Consider the following 21,003-nt stretch of genomic DNA (forward strand, 5'->3'; position numbering starts at 1 on the left):
GTCATTAGTTATTCTCCCCCTGCCCCCTGCTCAATGCCCAATTCCCAATTCCCAATCCCCAGTCCCCAGTCCCCATTCCCCACCGATCCTTATGCTTGGCTAGAACAGTCGTTAGCAACAATTCATCGGGCGGACTGGTATCGCTCAGTACAACCGATCAGTGGTCGTCCGGGTGCAACGGTGGTTTTAGCTGGGCAAGAGGTAATTAATTTTGCCAGCAATGACTATTTGGGATTGGCTGGAGATGAACGGTTGATGGCGGCTGCAACTGCTGCGATCGCTGAATTTGGAACTGGTAGTACTGGTTCGAGATTACTCAGTGGGCATCGGGAGTTACACAGGGAGTTAGAAGAGGCGATCGCATCTACCAAACAAACAGAAGATGCCTTGGTGTTTAGCTCCGGGTATCTAGCAAATTTGGGTGCAATTACCGCTCTTGTGGGCAAGCGTGATTTAATATTTTCTGACCAGTACAATCATTCCAGTCTGAAAAATGGAGCGATTCTTAGCGGTGCAGCAGTGGTGGAATATCCACACTGCGATCTGGCAGTATTGAAAACTCAGTTGAGTCAACAGCGACAAAACTACCGACGCTGTTTGATTCTTACTGATAGCGTTTTCAGCATGGATGGCGATTTATGTCCGTTGCCTGCACTGTTGGCGATCGCTGATGAATTTAGCTGTATGCTGCTAGTCGATGAAGCTCATGCCACTGGAGTACTAGGAAAAACTGGCGCTGGGTGTGTAGAGCATTTTGGATGTACGGGAAAGCAATTAATTCAAGTTGGCACTTTGAGTAAAGCTTTAGGTAGTTTAGGCGGGTATGTAGCAGGAAGTAGCGCCCTAATTGACTTTTTGCAAAACCGCGCACCCAGTTGGATTTATACCACTGGGCTTTCACCTGCTGATACAGCCGCGGCTTTAGCAGCAATTAAAATAGTGCAACAAGAACCGCAACGCCGCGCCCAATTGTGGAGGAATATACATTACTTGAAAACTTTGCTGCAACAGTTACCTAACCTGAAATTGCTGCCTTCTGAATCACCCATATTATGTTTTCAATTGCCTAATGCTACAGATGCACTCAAAGCTGGAAAACAGCTAAGAGATGCTGGCATTTTTGCCCCAGCAATTCGTCCCCCCACAGTGCCCACAAGTCGAATCAGAATATCCGTGATGGCAACTCATGAAGTAGCACATATTGAAAAATTGGTAGCAGTGCTGAAGGATTGCAATATAATTCGTAATTCGTAATGACGCTCCTGCGTCGCTAACGCTGCGCTAACGTAATTCGTAATTACATACTTATTGATAAAGTCTTAAAACCTCCCATAATAGACTTCTTGGCATTTGTCGGGAAAGGGTAAAGGGTAAGGGGGAAAGGAATAACAATAGAGCGAGCAGCCATTCGTCGGTGACGTTGACGGATGGCTTTAATCAAGCTCATCGAACAATTGACTAGTTATTTACCCCTGATTTACTCTAAAAAATAAGTTCCTAACTCTTTTATTCTCTCTACCCAACCTTTCATCTCATCAGCCAGTTTATACTTCCATTGAAGTTGAAGTACTTCTCTAGTATGAGAATCATCAAATATAACTTTGTCTTTGTTTTCAAAGACTGGGGGAATAAATTCTACCTGAGCAGCTTGGGCAAACATTTTTGACACCTGGCTAATACTAAAATTTTCAGGTGCAGCAAGGTAGTGTCCTCCTTTGGAGCCAAATCGCGCTACCGCAATGTAGCAGTTTGCTAAATCTTCAACATGAATCCACGCCGTCATAAAATCTGGTGGAAATGGCTGATAGCCTTGGTATGGTTTCCCTGTAATGAACTGCTGAATTGCAAAATCCCAGAAACTGCCACGAGTTGGTGCTGAACCATATACTGATGAAGGATAGACAATCGAGGCGTTACCTCCATTGCTGATATATTCTTCTACTAGCACATCTTTCAACACATTTACACCTGATAGTAAGTCAAAACATACTAAATATTCGGGTCGTGTATAACCTTTTGGCGGAGGTATTTCTGTTATTCGTCCTCCATTGGCGGTAATCAAAGAGAAATTTCCACTGGTTGTAATTACATGAATATCTGGCGAAACTGCACTAGTACCGTATAAAGCGGCTTCTAATGCTATACGGTCTAAAGCGAATTGAGCTTCTTGGGTTGATTCTGGAGGCATGTGCCACGCTACATTAATTACTGTTGTAATATCATGCTTGCGAATTGCTTGTGCAACATCATTGCTGGAAATGTCTACCTCTTGAGAGCGGATTATTTCTTTGCAAAAAGGCTTTATACCCTCAATATCACTACTCGGACGTACAAGTGCCAATACGGCAAAATCTTGTGTCTGAGAAAACTTTTGACACAGCGCTCCGCCAATATACCCGGCTGCACCTATAATCAAGACATTTTTAACAGAAAAGCTTTTTTCGGATGAAAATTCTTTGTTGTCTGACATATTTGAAAGTTGTAGCTAATTAGGGTTTTTTATATTTTTAAAATAGCGCTTAAGACAAATTAAATATCCGTTATCAGTAGAAAATAAATGCGTGGGGATTTTTATGTGTGTAACTAACTTACAATCTTTAGGTTGGCGATCGCAAGGCAGATAAATGCGAAATATTGACTTTTACCTTTGCTTTAACCCTTGAATTAGTCAAATTAGTAAAATCTATGTTTCTGTAGAGGTTTTATGAGTCTGATTCTTCCCAAACGTACCCTATCCCGTCGTCGGTTACTGCAAGTATCTGGACTTTCAGGGGTAGGCTTTCTTCTTGGTGGCTGTGGAACAAATTTGTTCTCAGATAATCTGCGGCAAATATCTGAGCCACTAAACCAAAGTCTTGAAGCACTTCTGCTAACTCAAAAACCTATACCTGAATTTCCTGTCAGTGCCATAGAAGCCGATAAATTGCTGGTAAATACCTTTGACTTTACCCCGCAAATCGATCCGGCACAGTTTCGCTTAATAATTGATGGTGAGGTCAATAATGCGATGCAATTGAGTATGGCAGATATTCAAAAACTACCCTTGACTTCAATGGTAATTCGCCATGTCTGTGTTGAAGGCTGGGCTGCGATCGTTCAATGGGGAGGTGTGCGATTACGAGATTTAGTAGCGCTAGTACAGCCTAAGTCAAACGTCCGTTATGTCTACTTCAAATCTGCCGATGGCTACTATGAAAGCTGGGATCTTGCTTCTGCCATACATCCCCAAACTCTCATGGCTTATCAAAAGAATGGACAACCCTTATCAGTTGATAATGGTGCGCCGATGCGCCTAGCATCCCCAATTAAACTAGGCTACAAGCAAAGCAAATGGGTAACTCAAATTACATTCGTCAGCAATTTATTACCTACTAAAGGTTATTGGGAAGATCGAGGCTATGAGTGGTTTGCAGGGCTATAAAACAGGCAAAAAGCTAATCTAAATCGGGTTCAACACCTAGCGCTCGCAATTGTGCAATCAACCGTTCAGCCCGTTGTCTTTCTTGTTCAGCCCGTTGACTTTCTTGTTCAGCCCTTTGACTTTCTTGTTCTGTAGAAGTCAATACCCAGCAGCCTGTCCAATCATACCACCGTAACCAAGGCTGTTCTACATCTTGATAGCGTCCCTGCCAAACACCCAAGCCTAATTCTAGTTCTGGTATCCAGAAGCGCGACTCTGACAGTGCGATTTCAGCATAACGACCACCGTCTAACTTAAATACCCTTAACTCATATTTGTAGCGATCGAATACTATATAATAAGGCACACGCAAAATCTGCTCATATACTTCCCACTTTGCTGGTGGTTGCTTGATATCCCGCAATGTTTGCCCTAAGTCTTCCTTTTCAGTACCTGGAGACAGCAATTCAACCACAATAAAAGGCTGAACTCCCTCTTGCCAAACGACATAACTTAAACGTAAATCTCGTTGTTCATAGAGGCGGGAAACACCTAAAACGGCAAACCAATCTGGTCGCTTATACCACAGTGGACGGCGCGGATCGTAATAAAGATTCAGATCGCTAGCAACAAATATCTCGTCGCTTGGATAATTTGGTGGACGAAAGGTTTCGTCTAACAGACGAGGTTGCAATAAATGAAACTGATCGGGCAAACCAGGCTCCTCTGGGTCTTCACTAGGAAGATCGTACATGGTTGGCAATACATCTTTTGGCGATCGCGGCGGGTCAGTTTGATACATCATAAAGCAATCCTGATGATGAAACTCTCAGTTCTATTATGATTTAATTGTTTTTGAGTAACTCAACACCTTGCAGAACGCGGCAGCATAAATTTCTCGCCTTCTGCTGCAAATTTACCACGAACCATCAGCACGGTTTCATCAAATGTATGGGTGAATGCTTGCACATCTTTGACATCCAGAAGTTCTGGACTAAAGTAAATCACTACTTCTTCAATGGGTTGAGGTATCTTACTAAGAATATTCTTCAAAGAACATATCTGCGTTGTCACTAAATCGAAAAGATGAAGTCGGTTATCTTCTATCTCCATACAGGCGATTAAATCTAAATCTTCTGCATAATATAAAGGACGACTTCCTTCATTGACACAGAACACAGGTTTTTCGTTGACTACGCCAACTATATTAGAGACAGGAATGCGTGTTTCCAAAAGTCTGTGTAGCAATGTGTAATCTTTAGTATTGGTAAAATCCAGTATTCTGAAGCTATCAGTGCTACTTGTGGAGTTACACTTAATTTTGAAGATGTGTTCTTCGACAACACGAAAGCCAAAAGGTAAGTACAACTCTGGTTGTGGTGTCGTCAGTACCAGGGTTTCATAAAGGCGATCGCGATCGCAATACCCTAGCACTTCCTGCATCACTTCCCGGTAATACCCTCTCCGGCGAAATTCTGCACGGGTAGCTACTCCATGAACTCCTCCGACAGTGAGCCTTTGTCCCATAATTTGCATGGGAATTTCTAACACTCCCACATGGGTAATAGCTATATCATCATGAAAGCGAATAAAGGGAGTTGAAGCTGTTTCCCAGGATGCACCTAGTTTTCTTGCACATTCTGCTAAACTGCTGAGTCCGGGAAATGTGACTTCCATCAAGTCAAAAAGCTTATCGCTTAAGCTGGGATCGGCAGAAAATGACTGTTTGAAACGATACTGGCTCATAGTTCAAGTATTACAATCAATTCAGTAGAGACTACAAAATCAATTCCAGCAAATCCAGAAATAGCTAAAATATAAATGGATCGCAAGGGCGTAAGGTGTTGCGCCTCCAACCTTTAACTCAATATTTCTCAATTCTGAGTCTCTTCAAATAAGACTAAGCCATACTTCTCGCCAGTAGGCAAAAAGCCAATTTGTTGATAAACTGCTTGGGCTGCTTGGTTATTATCACCTGTAAATAGGATGGCACGTTTTACTAAGAGCGATCGCGCATTTATAGCCGTCCCCAGTAGTGTTAGGACATCAACAGACGATCGAACCTAAACACAAAAAGACTTTTCACCCAGTCCCCAGTCCCCAGTCCCCAGTCCCCAGTCCCCAGTCCCCAGTCCCCAGTCCCCAGCTATAACAATGAACCTACTACCACACTTTTGGCATAGCCTTTACACCGCAGTGCTGGCGGTGTCCACAACCGAAAAGTATTGGGTGCAAATTTATACTTTTGAGTTCTTGATAGTTTCCACTGCTCCATAAGTTGAAAAATCACCCAAGAAAAGCTTACGCATAATTGAATAATTGATGATAAGTTTGTAGATAATATATGAAATCAATAATGCACCTATTACCCTAATTCCTGGAGATGCGAATATTGGGTAATTTTTAATAGTTATTTGTATTGGTTGATGCAAATACATAATGAGCATAGAAGCACTACCAAGTTCGCGTAGGGCATTTCCTATGTAAGATTTATTATGAAGTAGTATCGCCAATTGCTGTGTAATAATAATACCAGACAAAGCTATGATTACATTAAAAAATAATACACCATAAGTAGTATTTTTCATATTAAAATTGAAATATAGCAAAGACCCATTATCTAGTAAAAATGCAGACAGAAATATTATTATTACTAATATTAATGTCCTCGAATTAATTAATAATGATTTAGCTGCCATGTGTCCTAACCAATAAAATGGAAGTGCCATTGCAACTACATTAATATTCCAAGGAAAAATAACATTTTTAAGGAAGTAATAATTAATCATTGCTAAACAATAACAGCCAAGAATAATTTTTATCATCAGCCAATTATTAGAGCCAAACTTTATATAGATCGGGTTATATACCTGCTGCGTAAGAAATAAACAAGTTACAAACCAAAATACACCAAACCAAAGCACCAGATTTGCCCCACCATATAATTGTTTCCAAATTATCATCAATGTATATATGATAATTTGATCTATCGGCAATAACTTTTTTTGCTGCCAACTGTCAATTATCAATGGTAAATACTGAAGTAGAGTAAATAAAAAAAGAAATGAAAAATAGGGTACTAGAAGATGAAATATTTTTCTCTTAAAAAAAGTATAGTAGTCAGTTTTTTCTTTATAGAGATATCCACTGATAAAGAAAAAAAGCGGCATATGAAACCAGTAAATATATTTCGATATCGGGTTGACTATATGTCCTACAACAACTGTAATTATGGCAAGACCTTTCCAACAATCAATCCATTCAATTCTTTCTTTTACTATACGCTCAACTATTTCTAATTTTACCATTTTAATTATTTTTTTACACTACAAAATTAAGACTAATACCATAGACTTTTTTATAAAACAATAAATTTTGTCTCATATATATTATTTTCTAATTAATCTGCACAAAATTGTTATAAGTTGTAAATCATAAGGCTAGCAGTATTTATGATAAAAATCAATTGCTAAAAATCTGCATTAAGATTATTTCTTCCCTTGGATATACTTATTTAGATTATGATAAATTATTGAGGACTTAGCGAAGTACAAATTTCTATACAATTGCAAAAATCCCTTTATTGCAAAGAGACCTAGTAAAGAAGTATTTAGTATTAAATAAACATCTCTCTATTGGCAGAAATTTAAGTCTATAAAATTAAGCATTAAGACCCGACCGCACAAGAAGATTATGCAGGATAGTGGTGAAGCGATTAGCATAAAATTTGACCCCTCAAAACTTTTCAAACACCCTCTTAAGGCGCTAAAAATTGATGATAAAGACGTGACTGAATAATTAGACCTGGGAGCAACGGCGTTGTTGATACTCTCCCCAGTTGGGGCAATACCGTTTTGTTAAGGAATTTCTGCGTTGAGGTGAGCAGGGGAAGCAGGGGTAGATGAGAGGTAGGGGAGAAAAGAGGGTCATTGTTCAGTAATTCTTCTCTCAAGAACAGCTTCTTTTCTTCCCTTGCTCAAGAACAGCCTGCTTCAACAAAGAAATTCCTTAACCGAACGGTATTTACTGCTGGGCCCTACGGCTTTCTCTGATTAAATGATTTAATTAAGCTCCAGCTTGTCTTTTTGATCGGACAAGCTGGAGATACTAATTGCTAATGTTGGTTCAGGACTGCCGATAGCAGGCAAACTCCATTGAAAAAGTAGCCATGCCAGAAGTGAGCGATCGCAATTCTGTAGAATACCCAAACATTCGCGCCAGCGCTACTTCTGCCCGAATCACCGTGTATCCCTGCATTGTCTCGGAACCCAACAACAAACCTCGACGGGAGGATAAGTCACCCTGAACCCTTCCCATAAACTCGTTGGGTGTTTCCACCTCAACAAGCATGATGGGTTCCAGGATGTAGGGTTTTGCATTGGCGATCGCACCTTCAATTGCTTGATGAGATGCTGACCGGAAAGCCAATTCTGAAGAGTCAATTGGGTGATAAGAACCACCATCCAGAACGACTTTCACCCCAGTTACCGGATAGCCTTCCAGCTGTCCTGATTGCATCGCCTCACGGAAACCTTTCTCACACGCCGGGATATATTCTTTGGGAATCGCACCCCCAGCCACTCGATTCTCAAAGACAAACGGCTGATCTGTGGGTTCAATCCATCCAGTAATATGGGCGTACTGACCGGGGCCGCCTGACTGTTTCTTGAATCGGTAGTCAAAAGTAGCTTGTTGCCTAATGGTTTCCCGGTACGCCACGGCAGGATTACCAACGTAAACCTCGGCATTATATTCTCGTTGAATGCGTTCGAGATAGATTTCCAAGTGGAGTTCGCCCATCCCAGAAATCAGAGTTGATCCTGATTCGGGGTCGATACTCAACCGGAAGGTGGGGTCTTCCCTTTGAAAGCGATTGAGTGCTTTGGAAAGGCGATCGCTATCTTCCTGTTTCTTGGGCGTAATTGCCAGCGTAATTACTGGTTCCGGTACAAACATCTTCTCTAGAGATACCAGTGGTTCCCCAGAACAGAATGTATCACCAGAAGCACAATCCACACCCAACAGAGCCACAATATCCCCAGCAACGGCAACTTTTACCTCTTCTCGCTTATTGGCGTGCATTCTCACCAAGCGACCGATTTGCACTCGCTGTTCAGTCCGCGAGTTGTAGACGGTATCGCCAGGTTTGAGCGTCCCAGAGTAAATCCGGGTATACGTCAACTGCCCAAAGGATTCGACAGTGAGTTTAAATGCCAATGCCACCAAAGAAGCATCGGGGTTAGGGTAGACACTCACCAACTCTGCGGTTTTAACCACTTCTCTATCTACGGGAGATGGTAGATAAAGCGCAACTGCATCCAATAAGTTTTGCACTCCTTTATTTTTGAATGCCGAACCCAGCAGTACAGGCGTGAATTCTAGGCTCAAGGTTGCCTGTCGGATGGTTTCCCAAATTAATTCTTTAGGAATTTCCTCACCCGCCAGTAGCATCTCGGTCATCGGTTCTGAGAACAGCGATAAAGTATCGAGCAACTTCTCCCGTGCCTGTTGTGCTTCATCCCTAAGTGATTTGGGAATCGACTTTTTGACGTGATTTTCCCCGTTTTCCCCCTCAAAGTAGTCAGCAGTCATTTCTACCAGGTCAATCACTCCCTGGAATTGGTCTTCACTGCCGATAGGATACTGGAGTAATACTGCATTGAGTTGCAAGCGATCGCGTATTCCTTGTACTACACGAAATGGATCTGCTCCCGTCCGATCCATTTTGTTGATGAATGCCAAACGCGGCACACGGTAGCGCTTCATTTGCCGATCCACCGTAATGGACTGGGACTGCACACCCGCCACAGCACACAGCACCATCACTGCCCCATCCAATACCCGCAGGGCACGTTCCACTTCAATTGTAAAATCTACGTGTCCAGGTGTATCAATCAGGTTGATTTGGGTATCGTGCCACTGGCAGGTGGTAGCAGCAGAAGTGATGGTTATACCATGTAGTTTTTCTTCTGGCATAAAGTCCATCGTTGCACCCTTACCGCCTCCCCGCACTTCCTCAATAGCGTGGATTCTGCCCGTGTAGAAGAGAATTCGCTCTGACAGCGTAGTTTTACCAGAGTCGATGTGGGCAGAGATACCAATATTTCGGATGCGTGTTCGGGGAATCATAAAATTTCCTTTTGTTCAAGCGACAAACAGTCACCAACTGAGTGGTGATATATTTTGTATTATATATGTAGTATAAATAGAAGACAAGGCTGATAATACAGACAAACAGTTCTGACTTTTTACGGTATCTGAAAAACCTCTCTCTAAATCTCTCTCCTTTTAGGAGAGAGACTTTGAATTTTCCCCCTTCCCGCGACGAGTTGGGGGTTAGGGGGTTAGGTTTTTCGTGGGCCTTTCTAGCTGACGCGAAAAGTCAGACAGTTGATATTTGCCCTAGCTGACGTTTAAAATAGATATTCAAGCGGAGGAAATGAAAGCTTGAAATTGATATTGGTAGCTCCCGACTCTTTGTTGTGTGCAGCCTTTGAAGAACATTTTAATTACTTACCCAATGTAGAAATAGTGAATAACTATTTCGAGTGGTTGCCAGATTTTGATTGTATGGTCAGCCCTGCTAACTCTTTCGGAATGATGGATGGTGGCATAGATGCGGCAATTATCCGTTTTTTCGGCCCTTCCTTAATGGCAAGAGTCCAGCAGCGCATTCTTGAGGATTATTTGGGCGAACAGCCTGTGGGAACATCAATGATTGTGGAAACAGGCCATCACAAACATCCTTTTTTGGCTCATACCCCTACGATGCGAGTTCCCATGATTATTGCTGGGACAGATATTCCTTATATAGCGATGTGGGCGATGCTGCTGTCAGTTCGACACCATAATCAACACGTTAGGCAAAAAATTAACACCATTGCCTGTCCTGGATTGGGTACGGGAATAGGACGAGTGCCATATACTGAAGCTGCTAGACAGATGGCATTAGCTTACGATCATTTTCTCTATCCACCTAAATATCTAAATTGTATAGTTGCGGCTGAAAGACAACTTCAGGTATGGGAAGGAGGAGATTTTAGGTAAAGCAGGAGTTACACATTTAAAATCTGAAACCTGGTGCGCTTCGCACATTCCCTCCTAATTTACGCCAACTGCTCCATTTGGGGATATCGCAAGTGGAGCAAGTGGCTTCCCTTAAATGTATAAGAAAAAAATGACTGGTCAAATTAGCGATCAATTAATTTATAAAAGTCAAATATTCTGTATTGCAGGTGTTGATGGTGTAGGATTATTTGAGCCAACGCAACACGGTTTTTCTCCTCAATGGGGTACAACAGCTTGTTGGCGAGGCTATTGTTGTACTTATAAGGTAATAGAAGAGACGCTTTACTTAAAAGAATTAATTATCTCTCTCAGCCTAAAAGAAAAACTTGCAAAACAAGGTAAAGCAAAAGATTTTCTGGGTGTCTTACCTTCTCGTCGAGATACGCCTGTGCCTCATCCTAGCGCTATTTATGATGAACTAAATTATCTTGTTGAATTTACAGGAAGTTTATTAGTAGCCAATAATTTTATTAAGAACCTATATATTCATCTTGGCTTTCAACCTGCTTATAAATATGAGGAAGTTCATGAGCTTATCTTTGAGAGTGGTTATCTGATGCAAAGTATTAACCGCTCCGAAGAAATGGCAGAAATTCGCCAAAAATTTATTCCAGAGTCTAAGTTTTATGACCAATGGCATCTTACATGGAGAGGTAAAGACGGTTCGTAAGTGAGCTAAATAGTAAGATAATCTAAAATTTAAAATCCAAAATTGAATGCCAAATAAACGTTTCTATCACATTGGCTTTGGGCAAGACGATTTAGGTTCATCGCCTCCCAGCATTGCTCTATTATCTGGCGATCCAGAGCGATCGCACCTAATTGCTCAAACTTATTTACAAGATGTACGCGTCTTGTCAGAAAATCGCGGACTCAATAGCTATGTAGGATACTTACCGAATGGTCGCAGCATCTTATCTGCTACTAGTGGTATGGGTGCGCCTTCATTAAGTATTGTTGTCAACGAGTTAATCCAAGTAGGAATCCGGCAAATTATTCGCATTGGAACTTGCGGATCGATTCAATCTTATATACCAGTCGGTAGCGTTGTTATTAGCAGTGCAGCATTATGTCGCCAAGGTGCAGCAAATGACATTGCGCCTGTGGAATATCCAGCCGCAGCCGATCCTTTTCTCACAGTTGCTTTAGTTAAAGCTGCACGAGAATTAAAGATTGAACATTACATCGGAATTACGGCATCAGTTGATACTTTTTACGAAGGACAAGAACGCACTGATTCAGCCAATCCAAATTTAATGCGATCGCTGCATGGCATCACAGAAGAATATCGGCGCTTGAATATCTTGAATTACGAGATGGAATGCGGCACGCTATTTAAAATGGCAGGTGTGTATAATTTTGCTGCTGCTGCTATTTGCGGTGTAGTTGCTTCGCGTACTGATAGTGAAAATATCATTCTAGAACAAAAAGATATCGCCGTTAAAAATGCGATCGCAACTGCTGTAAATGCAGCAGCAAGCTTTGAGTAAGCTACAAATTTATCTTATCCAACTTATTAGTATGTCAGATTGAATCTGCTCTAAGTAGTTTCATCATGTCTTTACCTAATCTTTAATTTACCAATCAGTAATTCTATGTAAGATATATTGAGTAAGATGCGACGATTTCATATTTTTGAGATACATATATAAAAAATTAGCTAATTTAAAACTAAAAAAGTTGTTATAAATGTCTATTTTAGATAGATATAATTTGAATTTTTATATTAAAAAGCTGTTCTTTTAACACCATGTTTTACAGCCACCATGATGAGTTTAGATATTAAAAGTAGTCAAAAAAAATGGAGCGCGGTATAACATGAAGAATGCTTGGAGGCGTTGGATTACAACCGTTAATCTAGCTGCAATTGCACTAATGCCGACGCTGATATTTTTAGCATTCTCTCATCGGGCAACAGCAGACGATCCAGGAGCGTGTTACATGATAACTTCCTCTGGTAAAACCGTTGGATTGGGAAGAATTTGTGGCAATATCATAGCCGCACCTTCAGACAATAAAGTTTTTCGAGTCTCAATCAAACGCCGTTTTGGTGGAACTCCTGTGATTGATGTCACCTTCAACGACAAAAAAACCTTTGAAATGATTGTAGATACAGGTGCTAGTGGAACCATTATCACTCAAGATATGGCGAATACACTTAACCTCCAGGCTACAGGTACAATGCAAGCCCAAATTGCTGATGGTAGTGAAGTAAAATTCTCAACCAGTAAGGTAAAATCTATTGCAGTAGGTGGAGTTACAGCCAATAATCTTCAAGTAGCGATCGCACCAAAAGCCAGCATCGGGCTACTAGGTCACGATTTCTTTGGCAACTATGACATCAGAATTTTGGAGAAAGAGGTGGAATTTCATCACCGCTAATCCTTGCAGCTTGTAACTTCTTGAGGTTTTTATATTGAAATATTAAAAGGAATCTGAGCCAAGGTACTCTGCACTCCTGAAGCAGCTTAAGAGCGTTATAGAATAGAAATAAACCTGACATACATTACGCTGATTCAGCATAATTGCCCATGACCACTTCTAAACGCCAATATCACATTACTACTTTCGGTTGTCAGATGAATAAAGCTGACTCAGAGCGCATGGCTGGCGTTTTGGAAGACATGGGCTTTGAGTGGTGTGAAGATCCGAATCATGCAGATGTGATTCTCTATAATACCTGCACTATTCGGGATAATGCTGAACAAAAGGTATATTCCTATCTTGGCAGACAAGCAAAGCGCAAACACGAGCAACCTGATTTAACCCTCATTGTCGCTGGTTGTGTTGCCCAGCAAGAAGGAGAAGCGCTGTTGCGGCGAGTGCCAGAATTAGACTTGGTAATGGGGCCACAACACGCCAACCGTCTGAAAGATTTGTTGGAGTCAGTATTTGAAGGCAACCAAGTTGTCGCAACCGAGGCAGTTCACATTATTGAAGATATCACCCAGCCGCGACGAGATAGTACAGTGACCGCTTGGGTGAATGTGATTTACGGCTGTAACGAACGCTGTACCTATTGCGTAGTTCCCAATGTGCGTGGTGTCGAACAATCTCGCACGCCGTCAGCTATCCGGGCTGAAATGGCAGAATTAGGACGGCAAGGTTACAAAGAAATTACCCTACTCGGTCAAAATATTGATGCTTACGGTAGAGATTTACCTGGAGTGACACCAGAAGGTCGGCATCTGCACAACTTTACAGATTTGCTTTATTACGTACATGATGTGCCGGGAATTGAAAGGTTAAGATTTGCTACTAGCCATCCCCGTTATTTTACTGAAAGATTAATTCAGGCTTGTGCTGAGTTACCCAAGGTGTGCGAACACTTCCACATTCCCTTTCAATCTGGGGATAACGAACTTTTAAAGGCGATGGCGCGGGGTTATACCCATGAGAAATATCGCCGGATTATCGATACCATTCGGCGGTATATGCCAGATGCCTCGATTAGTGCCGATGTAATTGTCGGTTTTCCTGGGGAAACAGAAGCACAGTTTGAAAATACCCTGAAACTGGTGGAAGATATTGGCTTTGATATGTTGAATACAGCAGCATATTCGCCGCGTCCGGGGACACCAGCCGCTTTGTGGGACAATCAACTGAGTGAAGAAATTAAAAGCGATCGCCTGCAACGGCTCAATCATCTGGGAAACTTAAAAGTAGCAGAGCGATCGCAACGTTACTTTGGACGCATTGAAGAAGTTTTAGTAGAAGACCAAAATCCTAAAGATCCAACCCAGGTAATGGGACGCACTGGCGGTAATCGTTTGACCTTTTTTAGCGGCAACATCAAAGAACTCAAAGGGCAGTTAGTAAAGGTAAAAATTACCGAAGTTCGACCTTTTAGCTTAACCGGCGAACCAGTTGAAGTGAGGCAAACTGTTTTGCACTAAGAAGTATTTGAAGATTATACCCCTGACTTATGATGAAGTTACCGCAAACGATTCCAGTTCTTCTTTTTGGGGCTAGCTTGGCTGTAATTTCCCCTCAACATTGTGCTGCTTTCACCGTTCAAGAAATAGCTATTCTTGCTCAAGCATCAAGGGATTTGCCAATGGTCAAATCGGCTGGACTGTCCCCCGATATGGATGTGCCTTGGTCGAAAGCCGTAAGAATTGTTGACCCTTTTGAAGGGGAGTTGGTTGGAGTTTTCGACCGCAATTCTTTAGGTGGCTATTTGTACCGTGGGGGTTCAACGCAAGTTATTAGTTTGTGGACACCTTCCAGCATTCGAGTACTCGTAACAGTAAATTCGGGTCAAGCAATGTCTTCTTTCTACACCGCAGGTCGTGTGTATCCCAGACCTGACTATCTTAGATTTGTCACGACTAAAAAAGTCGATAAGCTTTTACTCAAGGTCAGAGAAAAAGTTTTTCAGTTAGACGGTTCAACCGGCACATTTGCTGTCAGTCAAGAACTAGCCACTGCTTTGAAAAATGCTCCAGATGAGAACTTAGATATCAGACTAGTTTTAGAAGGAGGTCAAACTGTTGATAGCGAAATTGGTAAAGGGACGGTAAAAGCTTGGCGAAGCATTTATTAAACTATTATATTTTTCAACCAAGTATTTTCTATGTTTAATAAAGGAAAAACCTCTCCTTTCTCATCAAAACTTGACTGATAAAACTTATTTACAGGTTTAATAAGAACGAACATTGTTAGAAGTAAGCCTGATTAATTCTTCAACATTGTTTGAGATTGTATTGCAAATAGTATTTAAAGGTAAGTCATTAGGATCAAAGCCAAAAGGTTCTTCAATTTCTGAACCAATTTGTTCAATACTTAATAATGTAAAACTGACAAAAGCCATTACTATCCCAGTCCACCAATTTAAAAAGCTCACAATTTCCAAAGGTAATATAAGACAAAAAATTAATAACAGTTGTCTTAATTTAATAGTATATATCAAAGGCAATGGCGTTTTTAAAATACGTTCGCAACCGCCTAAAATATCTACTAACTCATTTACACAATTATGTAAAGTAGTTAGTTGATAGACATTTAGGCAATTTCGGTCATGCTGATACTGCAAGTAATCTCCTATCCAATAAGCAATTTGTAGTGGAGGATGATCGCTATCTTGGAGGTATAAATATTGTTTTTCAGACATTAATGATGCCAACTGAGTGTCTAAAGGCCCCGATCTAAGATGTAACTTCATTGCAACTGCAAAAGCAGTCACTAACCGAAGCATTGCTTCTTTTTCTAATTTATCTTGTGGTGTCTTCTCTTTAACTATTATCGCAATTCCACGAGTTAAGTTACGCGATGTATTAACTAAAGCTCCCCATAGTTGACGACCTTCCCAAAATCTATCATGGGCTGTATTCGTCCGAAAGACTAATAGTAATGTAAAGCCAATATTAAAGCTTAAAACAGCATTGGTAAGAATATTGCTAGAATCTGAAAATGCTATTGGTAATCCTAAATGAGCTAAAAATGATATGAAAGTACCATATATAGTACAAAAAATTACCCAAGGAAGAATAATAGAGATAATTGACCTTTCAAGCCGAAGAGTTACTTGAAGCCAGTTCAGCTTTTCGCCTTTGTAAAGATGATACTTTTCTCTTAAAGAGTTTTTAGAATTATTTTGAAAATAGTTAGGTTGTTTCATGTTGTTAAGGTTTGAGGATTACATCAATTAGCAAACTAACTTTTTTAGCTAAATATATCTTGCTTAAGGAAGATGTATACACGATGTAGGTTTTCATATAGTCACCATAATGGAACTATAATAAACATAAATTATAGTAGTTCTAACATTGAAATTTATTTCTGTGAACTATCTTTAGGTAGGGAAATTCAATACTGTCTTCCAATTCTTCACCAAAAACCTGATTTTCTGCTTATATTGATTAAAGGTTGTGGTATTTCGCTGCTTTATGAGATAATTAGACAAGATTTTCAGCTATTTATAATAAATATTTAATTTTTCTTACCGACAGAGCGATGTCTACGACAGACTACGCCTAAACATCTTGGGTTAATAGCAGTGTAGCGAATGTGTAACTCTTAAGCTATCAAAGGAAATAAACCCAATTAAATTTGATATTAAGCCAGGAAGTTACCCAATTTTAGATGTCCATTTTGAGGAAAACCATTATTGGGTGAAGAGTTATGCAAATCCTTTTTAAAAGGACAAAACTATATGATTACTAGATGATTTAGTTGAAACTTATTTTAATAAAGATTTATCAACAGTATTTACACAACTTGGCATTGAAAGTATCAAAGTTACTGAAATCAATCGGCAAATTCTCAAAAAATTAATCTTCGCTCAATAGTTACTAGAGTCTGTTGGAGGTAAAAGCGATCTTGCTATCAATAAAGCTGATAATATTAAAACTATTAAGGCGCGATCGCATTAGTCAGGCTACATATCAGCAGGCAATCCTAACAGTGCAGATAGAGACAGAGGAATATTTGACGCGATCGAATTATTTCAATCAATTATTGCAGGTCGCAGTACTGTTAATGGTAATAGATGAGTTTAATCTTTAAACTCCCCTCAATCAGATAGTGAGTTAAAAAATTTATAGTTTCTGTCCTGCATAAATCGATCGTACTTCGCCGTTACGTCGGACGACTGCTTCGCCATTACTGACATCTACTAGTGTCCAACCGCTGGAGCCGATACTTTCACCCATATTGATGCGGCGAGTCACGCCATCAATTTTAAACAAAGCGGCAGATTTGTTGCCCAACTCTAGCAATCCCTCTAAGGTATTACTCGGAGCAACTGCGATCGCCGTTGCCGGATATACTTGTTCTTGGGTAATAGTTGGTTCTGACTCTGGTGCCAGTGCAGCACGCAATGGAACTACTGGTAATGCAGGCAGAGGTTTGGGTGTTTGGCGCACGGTAATGGGTGCAGTTTTGGCTGCCACCGGTTTTAGTTCGGCTCGTACAGCCGCAGCTAACATATTGACAGTTACAGGCTTGGCAGCTTGTCGCACTGTATTCAGGGCAGTTTTGACAACATTAGGTTGAGATACCCGTAACGCGCTGGCAACTTGTGGTAAAAGTGTGGGAGTCCCCGGAATGGCTGGAAGGGCGTAGCGCATTGGTGACGGCGCTTGATAAACGGGGACATAGATGCGCTCAACAACGCTTCCAGAACGATTAGGGGCTGGTGGTGTATTATTAGCTAGAAGTGGAAGTGCTGGTAGATTACCAGTTGCTTGCTGGCGACCAAAGGCTATTTGGTTAGTATTTGCCTGACTGGAGAATCCTGGATTGAAAGATTTTTGATTGCTTTTTGCTCCTTGCTTATCTATAACAGCCAGCGATTGGAGCATATAGTCAACTAACTCTGCCTCAATTTCTGTTTTTACGGGCAACCGTGACTGCGATTGCGGCAATAGAAGCGCTGACTCAGGCAATTTGTTATTTAAAAGATATACGACTCCAGACTGCACCAAGTAGATCGTACTAGCGATCGCCACGCCTAAAGTTGTTCCTACAATCAGCAGTTTGCCCAAAACCGAACTAGTTTTTTGACGCTTTCTACTAACTGGTTTAACAGTAGAGGTGTCAAATACAACGGTACTCAATTGCTTGTGCCGATCTTGAGCAACTGACTGTACTCCTTGGTTCAGAGTAATCTGTGGTATCATAACTGTTTGCAGAGGCACGTATTCTGGAGGCGATTGGCGTTGAGCTTGGGCGGAAACTCCAGCAACAGAGTGGCTCGATCTGTTCTGACTACTGTGCCTAACAGTTTGAGAAGGCAGATTACCACTAGCATCCAGAATGTAGTCGATATCGGCAAAGAGTTCATCCATTAGGCCATCAGCATAGTTTTCTATCGACCAAGGCTCGTTGGTGATTAAGTCTTCTGATGGTTCTGGTACTATGAGACGGGTGCTGGCTTCTTGTAACATAGACGTTCTGGGTTGTTGCTTGGACGAGGAAACGCCACTTCTACTGACTTGAAAGTGCTGAGTGCTGAGTGCTGAGTGCTGAGTAAAAATACCAGTTCCCAGTTTCCAGTCCCCAGTCCCTCTTTCATACTTGGTGGTGAAACTTGTTTCATTGAGACTGCCTGAAAATTAGGATTATCAGAGGAGGCAGTAGGTTGAGGGCAGTTATTACTGAAGTAAATAAGTATGAATAAAAACTTCAGATTTGGGTAATTACCCTGTTTAAAAAGAAGAATTGTATTGAGATGTATCGGGCGAGAAACAAACAGAGGAGCCGCTTTGCCTCCGGTCTTTCGCCAATCCTATGCAGTTGTGCGTGGGTTACTCCTGCGTGGTTGTTGAGCGTAGTCGAAACACTGCCTCCTGAATAATGAAACATCCAATCCCCCATCTAATTGAGATAAGTTGATTGAGTGTTGGTATTAAACTCAACTTGCATCTGGGGATTGTTGATGATGCCACTACTAATCTTTATGTCATCTATCATACCAATCTCTCTCCCTACTACTATACTCAGTCTTTATCAAGCTTGTGTTAAGCTAACGCTGGAAACTCTGACTGGCTCTTGCTTCTACGCAATTCTAGATATAATAATAAGGCGTTAATATCCGCTGGGTTTACACCACCTATACGTGCAGCTTGACCAAGGGTAAGTGGTTTTATGTGAGTCAGCTTTTCCCGTGCCTCTTTAGAAAGAGTATCAATTGTTGTGTAGTCTAAATCCCCAGGTAACTGGCGGTGCGCTTGGCGGGCAATTTGGTCAATTTGATTTTGTTGCCTTGCGAGATAGCCAGAATACTTGATGTCAATTTCTGCGCCTTCTTTCTCGGCCCGGTTGAGGTTGGGGTTTCCCAGTCCGAACCTGTCGAGATCGACGTAATGTAATCCTGGACGCCGCAACAAGTCGTTGAGGGTAATCGAACCTTTAATTGCTTGTTGGGTATCAGATGCGATCGCTATTCCAATTTCATCATGTTCTTTAACTCGTGTGGCTTGCAGTCTTTGTTTTTCTGTGGTGATATTACCCTGTTTTTGGGTAAACATATCCCAGCGGCGATCGTCAATTAAACCAATCTCCCTTCCCAAGGGTGTCAGACGTTGGTCGGCATTGTCAGAACGCAATAGCAATCGGTACTCTGACCTACTTGTAAGCATCCGGTAAGGTTCCCGTAGGTCTTTTGTACACAGGTCATCAACTAGCGTCCCAATGTAACTTTGCTCGCGGGCAAACACAATCATTTCTTGAGAGCGAACAAATCGAGCGGCATTAATTCCCGCCACCAGCCCTTGAGCAGCAGCTTCTTCATAACCTGTGGTGCCGTTAATCTGCCCAGCACAAAACAGCCCCGCAATCTTTTTAGTCATTAGTGTGGGGTAACACTGAGTTGCTGGTAAATAGTCATATTCCACTGCATAAGCGGGACGCAGCATCACACATTTTTCCAAACCAGGGAGAGTCCGCAACATTTGCAGTTGCAAATTTTCTGGCAACCCTGTAGAAAACCCTTGGATATACAGTTCGGGTATATCCCTTCCTTCTGGTTCAATAAAGATTTGGTGGCTTTCCTTGTCGGCAAACCGCACAATCTTATCTTCGATACTGGGACAATAGCGCGGCCCTTTGGCTTCCACCCAACCACCATAAACTGGCGACAGGTGTAAATTTTCTTGAATCAGGCGATGGGTTTCGGCGGTTGTGCGGGTGATGTAGCAAGGCATCTGTTCCCGTTCTATCCACACATCTGGGTCAAAGCTAAACCAGCGCACATCTTCATCTCCTGGCTGGATGAGCATTTTACTATAATCTACCGATCGCTTATCTACCCGCGCCGGAGTTCCAGTTTTAAGTCTGCCGGTTTCAAATCCCAAGCGATTTAGGGTTTGTGTCAATCCTTCAGCCGCAAATTCCCCAGCACGTCCGGCTGGCATTGATTTGTTACCAACCCAAATTTTGCCTCCCAGGAAGGTGCCGGTTGTCAAGATGACTGCTTTACATTGGAACCCGACACCAAAATATGTTTCAACGCCGATGACTTCATTGTTAGCGCCCAGCACCAAATCTGTTGCCATACTTTCGCGGATTGTCAAGTTTTCTTGATTCTCAACAACATTTTTCATCACCGCTGCATATTCGCGCTTGTCTGTCTGGGCGCGTAATGCCCAAACAGCAGGCCCCCGTGAAGAGTTGAGGATACGTTTTTGCAAGTAGGTGCGGTCTGCTACTTTACCAATTTCCCCGCCGAGTGCATCTACCTCATGAGTCAACTGAGATTTAGCCGGGCCACCTACTGCTGGGTTACAAGGTTGCCAAGCGATTTTATCCAAGTTGAGCGTCAATAGCAGGGTACGACAACCGAGGCGTGCAGAGGCGAGAGCTGCTTCGCAACCGGAGTGACCTGCACCGACGACTATGACATCAAAAGCGTCTTGGAATTCAACGGAATTGTGCATGGTCATACTTACAGGATCGGCAAGCTTAGAGTTCTTTTCAATTTTAACTGTTCCAGTGGTTTCATGGATGTAACTTTCTGATAAAAAAGTTATCAAACTTACTAGTACTCAATTAAAAGCAAGGTTCCATTTTTTAAGTTTAGTAATAAGTGAAAA

Annotated in this window: 18 protein-coding genes; 9 read left to right on the forward strand and 9 right to left on the reverse strand. The window is 41.6% G+C overall.

Annotated features, from left to right (window positions below; genetic code table 11):
• Positions 1 to 33: 33 nt before the first annotated feature.
• The gene (gene bioF, locus RMZ42_RS23735; protein ID WP_322673722.1) at positions 34 to 1,254 is read left to right on the forward strand and encodes an 8-amino-7-oxononanoate synthase; all 1,221 of its coding nucleotides are present in this window, start codon (positions 34 to 36) and stop codon (positions 1,252 to 1,254) included.
• A 223-nt stretch (positions 1,255 to 1,477) separates the two neighbouring features.
• Here the strand turns inward: bioF and RMZ42_RS23740 are convergent, their stop codons facing one another.
• Positions 1,478 to 2,470 carry an NAD-dependent epimerase/dehydratase family protein gene (locus RMZ42_RS23740; protein WP_322673723.1) on the reverse strand — a complete coding sequence of 331 codons (993 nt, stop codon included), beginning with the start codon at positions 2,468 to 2,470 and terminating at the stop codon, positions 1,478 to 1,480.
• A 234-nt stretch (positions 2,471 to 2,704) separates the two neighbouring features.
• On the opposite strand from RMZ42_RS23740, the gene RMZ42_RS23745 reads away from it, so the two are divergent.
• Positions 2,705 to 3,421 (forward strand): molybdopterin-dependent oxidoreductase, encoded by a 717-nt coding sequence (locus RMZ42_RS23745; RefSeq protein WP_322673724.1) that lies wholly within the window; start codon positions 2,705 to 2,707, stop codon positions 3,419 to 3,421.
• A gap of 13 nt (positions 3,422 to 3,434) precedes the next feature.
• Here the strand turns inward: RMZ42_RS23745 and RMZ42_RS23750 are convergent, their stop codons facing one another.
• The 4 genes from RMZ42_RS23750 to fusA all read right to left on the reverse strand — a co-directional run bounded on the left by RMZ42_RS23750 (position 3,435) and on the right by fusA (position 9,529).
• Positions 3,435 to 4,202 (reverse strand): Uma2 family endonuclease, encoded by a 768-nt coding sequence (locus tag RMZ42_RS23750; protein ID WP_322673766.1) that lies wholly within the window; start codon positions 4,200 to 4,202, stop codon positions 3,435 to 3,437.
• A 62-nt stretch (positions 4,203 to 4,264) separates the two neighbouring features.
• Positions 4,265 to 5,146, reverse strand: a complete 882-nt coding sequence (locus RMZ42_RS23755; RefSeq protein WP_322673725.1) for a GNAT family N-acetyltransferase — start codon at positions 5,144 to 5,146, stop codon at positions 4,265 to 4,267.
• Positions 5,147 to 5,637: 491 nt separating this feature from the next.
• A complete protein-coding gene (locus RMZ42_RS23760) occupies positions 5,638 to 6,708 on the reverse strand; it encodes an acyltransferase family protein (RefSeq protein WP_322673726.1) in 1,071 nt (356 codons plus the stop codon).
• A gap of 817 nt (positions 6,709 to 7,525) precedes the next feature.
• A complete protein-coding gene (gene fusA / locus RMZ42_RS23765) occupies positions 7,526 to 9,529 on the reverse strand; it encodes an elongation factor G (protein ID WP_322673727.1) in 2,004 nt (667 codons plus the stop codon).
• A 318-nt stretch (positions 9,530 to 9,847) separates the two neighbouring features.
• Between fusA and RMZ42_RS23770 the strand changes: the two genes are divergently transcribed.
• From RMZ42_RS23770 to RMZ42_RS23795, 6 genes are all read left to right on the forward strand, one after another.
• The gene (locus RMZ42_RS23770) at positions 9,848 to 10,447 is read left to right on the forward strand and encodes a macro domain-containing protein (protein WP_322673728.1); all 600 of its coding nucleotides are present in this window, start codon (positions 9,848 to 9,850) and stop codon (positions 10,445 to 10,447) included.
• Positions 10,448 to 10,577: 130 nt separating this feature from the next.
• On the forward strand, positions 10,578 to 11,138 hold the full coding sequence (locus tag RMZ42_RS23775; protein ID WP_322673729.1) for a hypothetical protein: 561 nt from the start codon (positions 10,578 to 10,580) through the stop codon (positions 11,136 to 11,138).
• 46 nt (positions 11,139 to 11,184) lie between these two features.
• Entirely contained in the window at positions 11,185 to 11,958 is a 774-nt protein-coding gene (locus tag RMZ42_RS23780; RefSeq protein ID WP_322673730.1) for a nucleoside phosphorylase, read from the forward strand.
• A gap of 328 nt (positions 11,959 to 12,286) precedes the next feature.
• Positions 12,287 to 12,850 carry a retropepsin-like aspartic protease gene (locus tag RMZ42_RS23785; protein ID WP_322673731.1) on the forward strand — a complete coding sequence of 188 codons (564 nt, stop codon included), beginning with the start codon at positions 12,287 to 12,289 and terminating at the stop codon, positions 12,848 to 12,850.
• A gap of 149 nt (positions 12,851 to 12,999) precedes the next feature.
• On the forward strand, positions 13,000 to 14,364 hold the full coding sequence (gene miaB, locus RMZ42_RS23790) for a tRNA (N6-isopentenyl adenosine(37)-C2)-methylthiotransferase MiaB (RefSeq protein ID WP_322673732.1): 1,365 nt from the start codon (positions 13,000 to 13,002) through the stop codon (positions 14,362 to 14,364).
• A 29-nt stretch (positions 14,365 to 14,393) separates the two neighbouring features.
• A complete protein-coding gene (locus tag RMZ42_RS23795; protein ID WP_322673733.1) occupies positions 14,394 to 15,014 on the forward strand; it encodes a hypothetical protein in 621 nt (206 codons plus the stop codon).
• A 96-nt stretch (positions 15,015 to 15,110) separates the two neighbouring features.
• Here RMZ42_RS23795 and RMZ42_RS23800 read toward each other — a convergent pair whose 3' ends face one another.
• A complete protein-coding gene (locus RMZ42_RS23800; RefSeq protein ID WP_322673734.1) occupies positions 15,111 to 16,088 on the reverse strand; it encodes a bestrophin family protein in 978 nt (325 codons plus the stop codon).
• Between the two features lie 701 nt (positions 16,089 to 16,789).
• Here RMZ42_RS23800 and RMZ42_RS23805 point away from each other — a divergent pair.
• Positions 16,790 to 16,975 carry a hypothetical protein gene (locus tag RMZ42_RS23805; protein WP_322673735.1) on the forward strand — a complete coding sequence of 62 codons (186 nt, stop codon included), beginning with the start codon at positions 16,790 to 16,792 and terminating at the stop codon, positions 16,973 to 16,975.
• Positions 16,976 to 17,007: 32 nt separating this feature from the next.
• On the opposite strand, the gene RMZ42_RS23810 is transcribed toward RMZ42_RS23805, so the two are convergent.
• The 3 genes from RMZ42_RS23810 to mnmG form a co-directional block, all read right to left on the reverse strand.
• The gene (locus tag RMZ42_RS23810) at positions 17,008 to 18,357 is read right to left on the reverse strand and encodes a hypothetical protein (protein WP_322673736.1); all 1,350 of its coding nucleotides are present in this window, start codon (positions 18,355 to 18,357) and stop codon (positions 17,008 to 17,010) included.
• Positions 18,327 to 18,509, reverse strand: a complete 183-nt coding sequence (locus tag RMZ42_RS23815) for a hypothetical protein (protein WP_322673737.1) — start codon at positions 18,507 to 18,509, stop codon at positions 18,327 to 18,329. The genes RMZ42_RS23810 and RMZ42_RS23815 overlap by 31 nt, the downstream gene beginning before the upstream one ends.
• Before the next feature lie 421 nt (positions 18,510 to 18,930).
• Complete coding sequence (gene mnmG / locus RMZ42_RS23820; RefSeq protein WP_322673767.1) at positions 18,931 to 20,853, reverse strand: tRNA uridine-5-carboxymethylaminomethyl(34) synthesis enzyme MnmG; 1,923 nt, start codon at positions 20,851 to 20,853, stop codon at positions 18,931 to 18,933.
• Positions 20,854 to 21,003: the final 150 nt, after the last annotated feature.

Origin of the sequence: Nostoc sp. DedQUE05, from assembly GCF_034530955.1 — a bacterium.
GTDB lineage: Bacteria > Cyanobacteriota > Cyanobacteriia > Cyanobacteriales > Nostocaceae > Nostoc.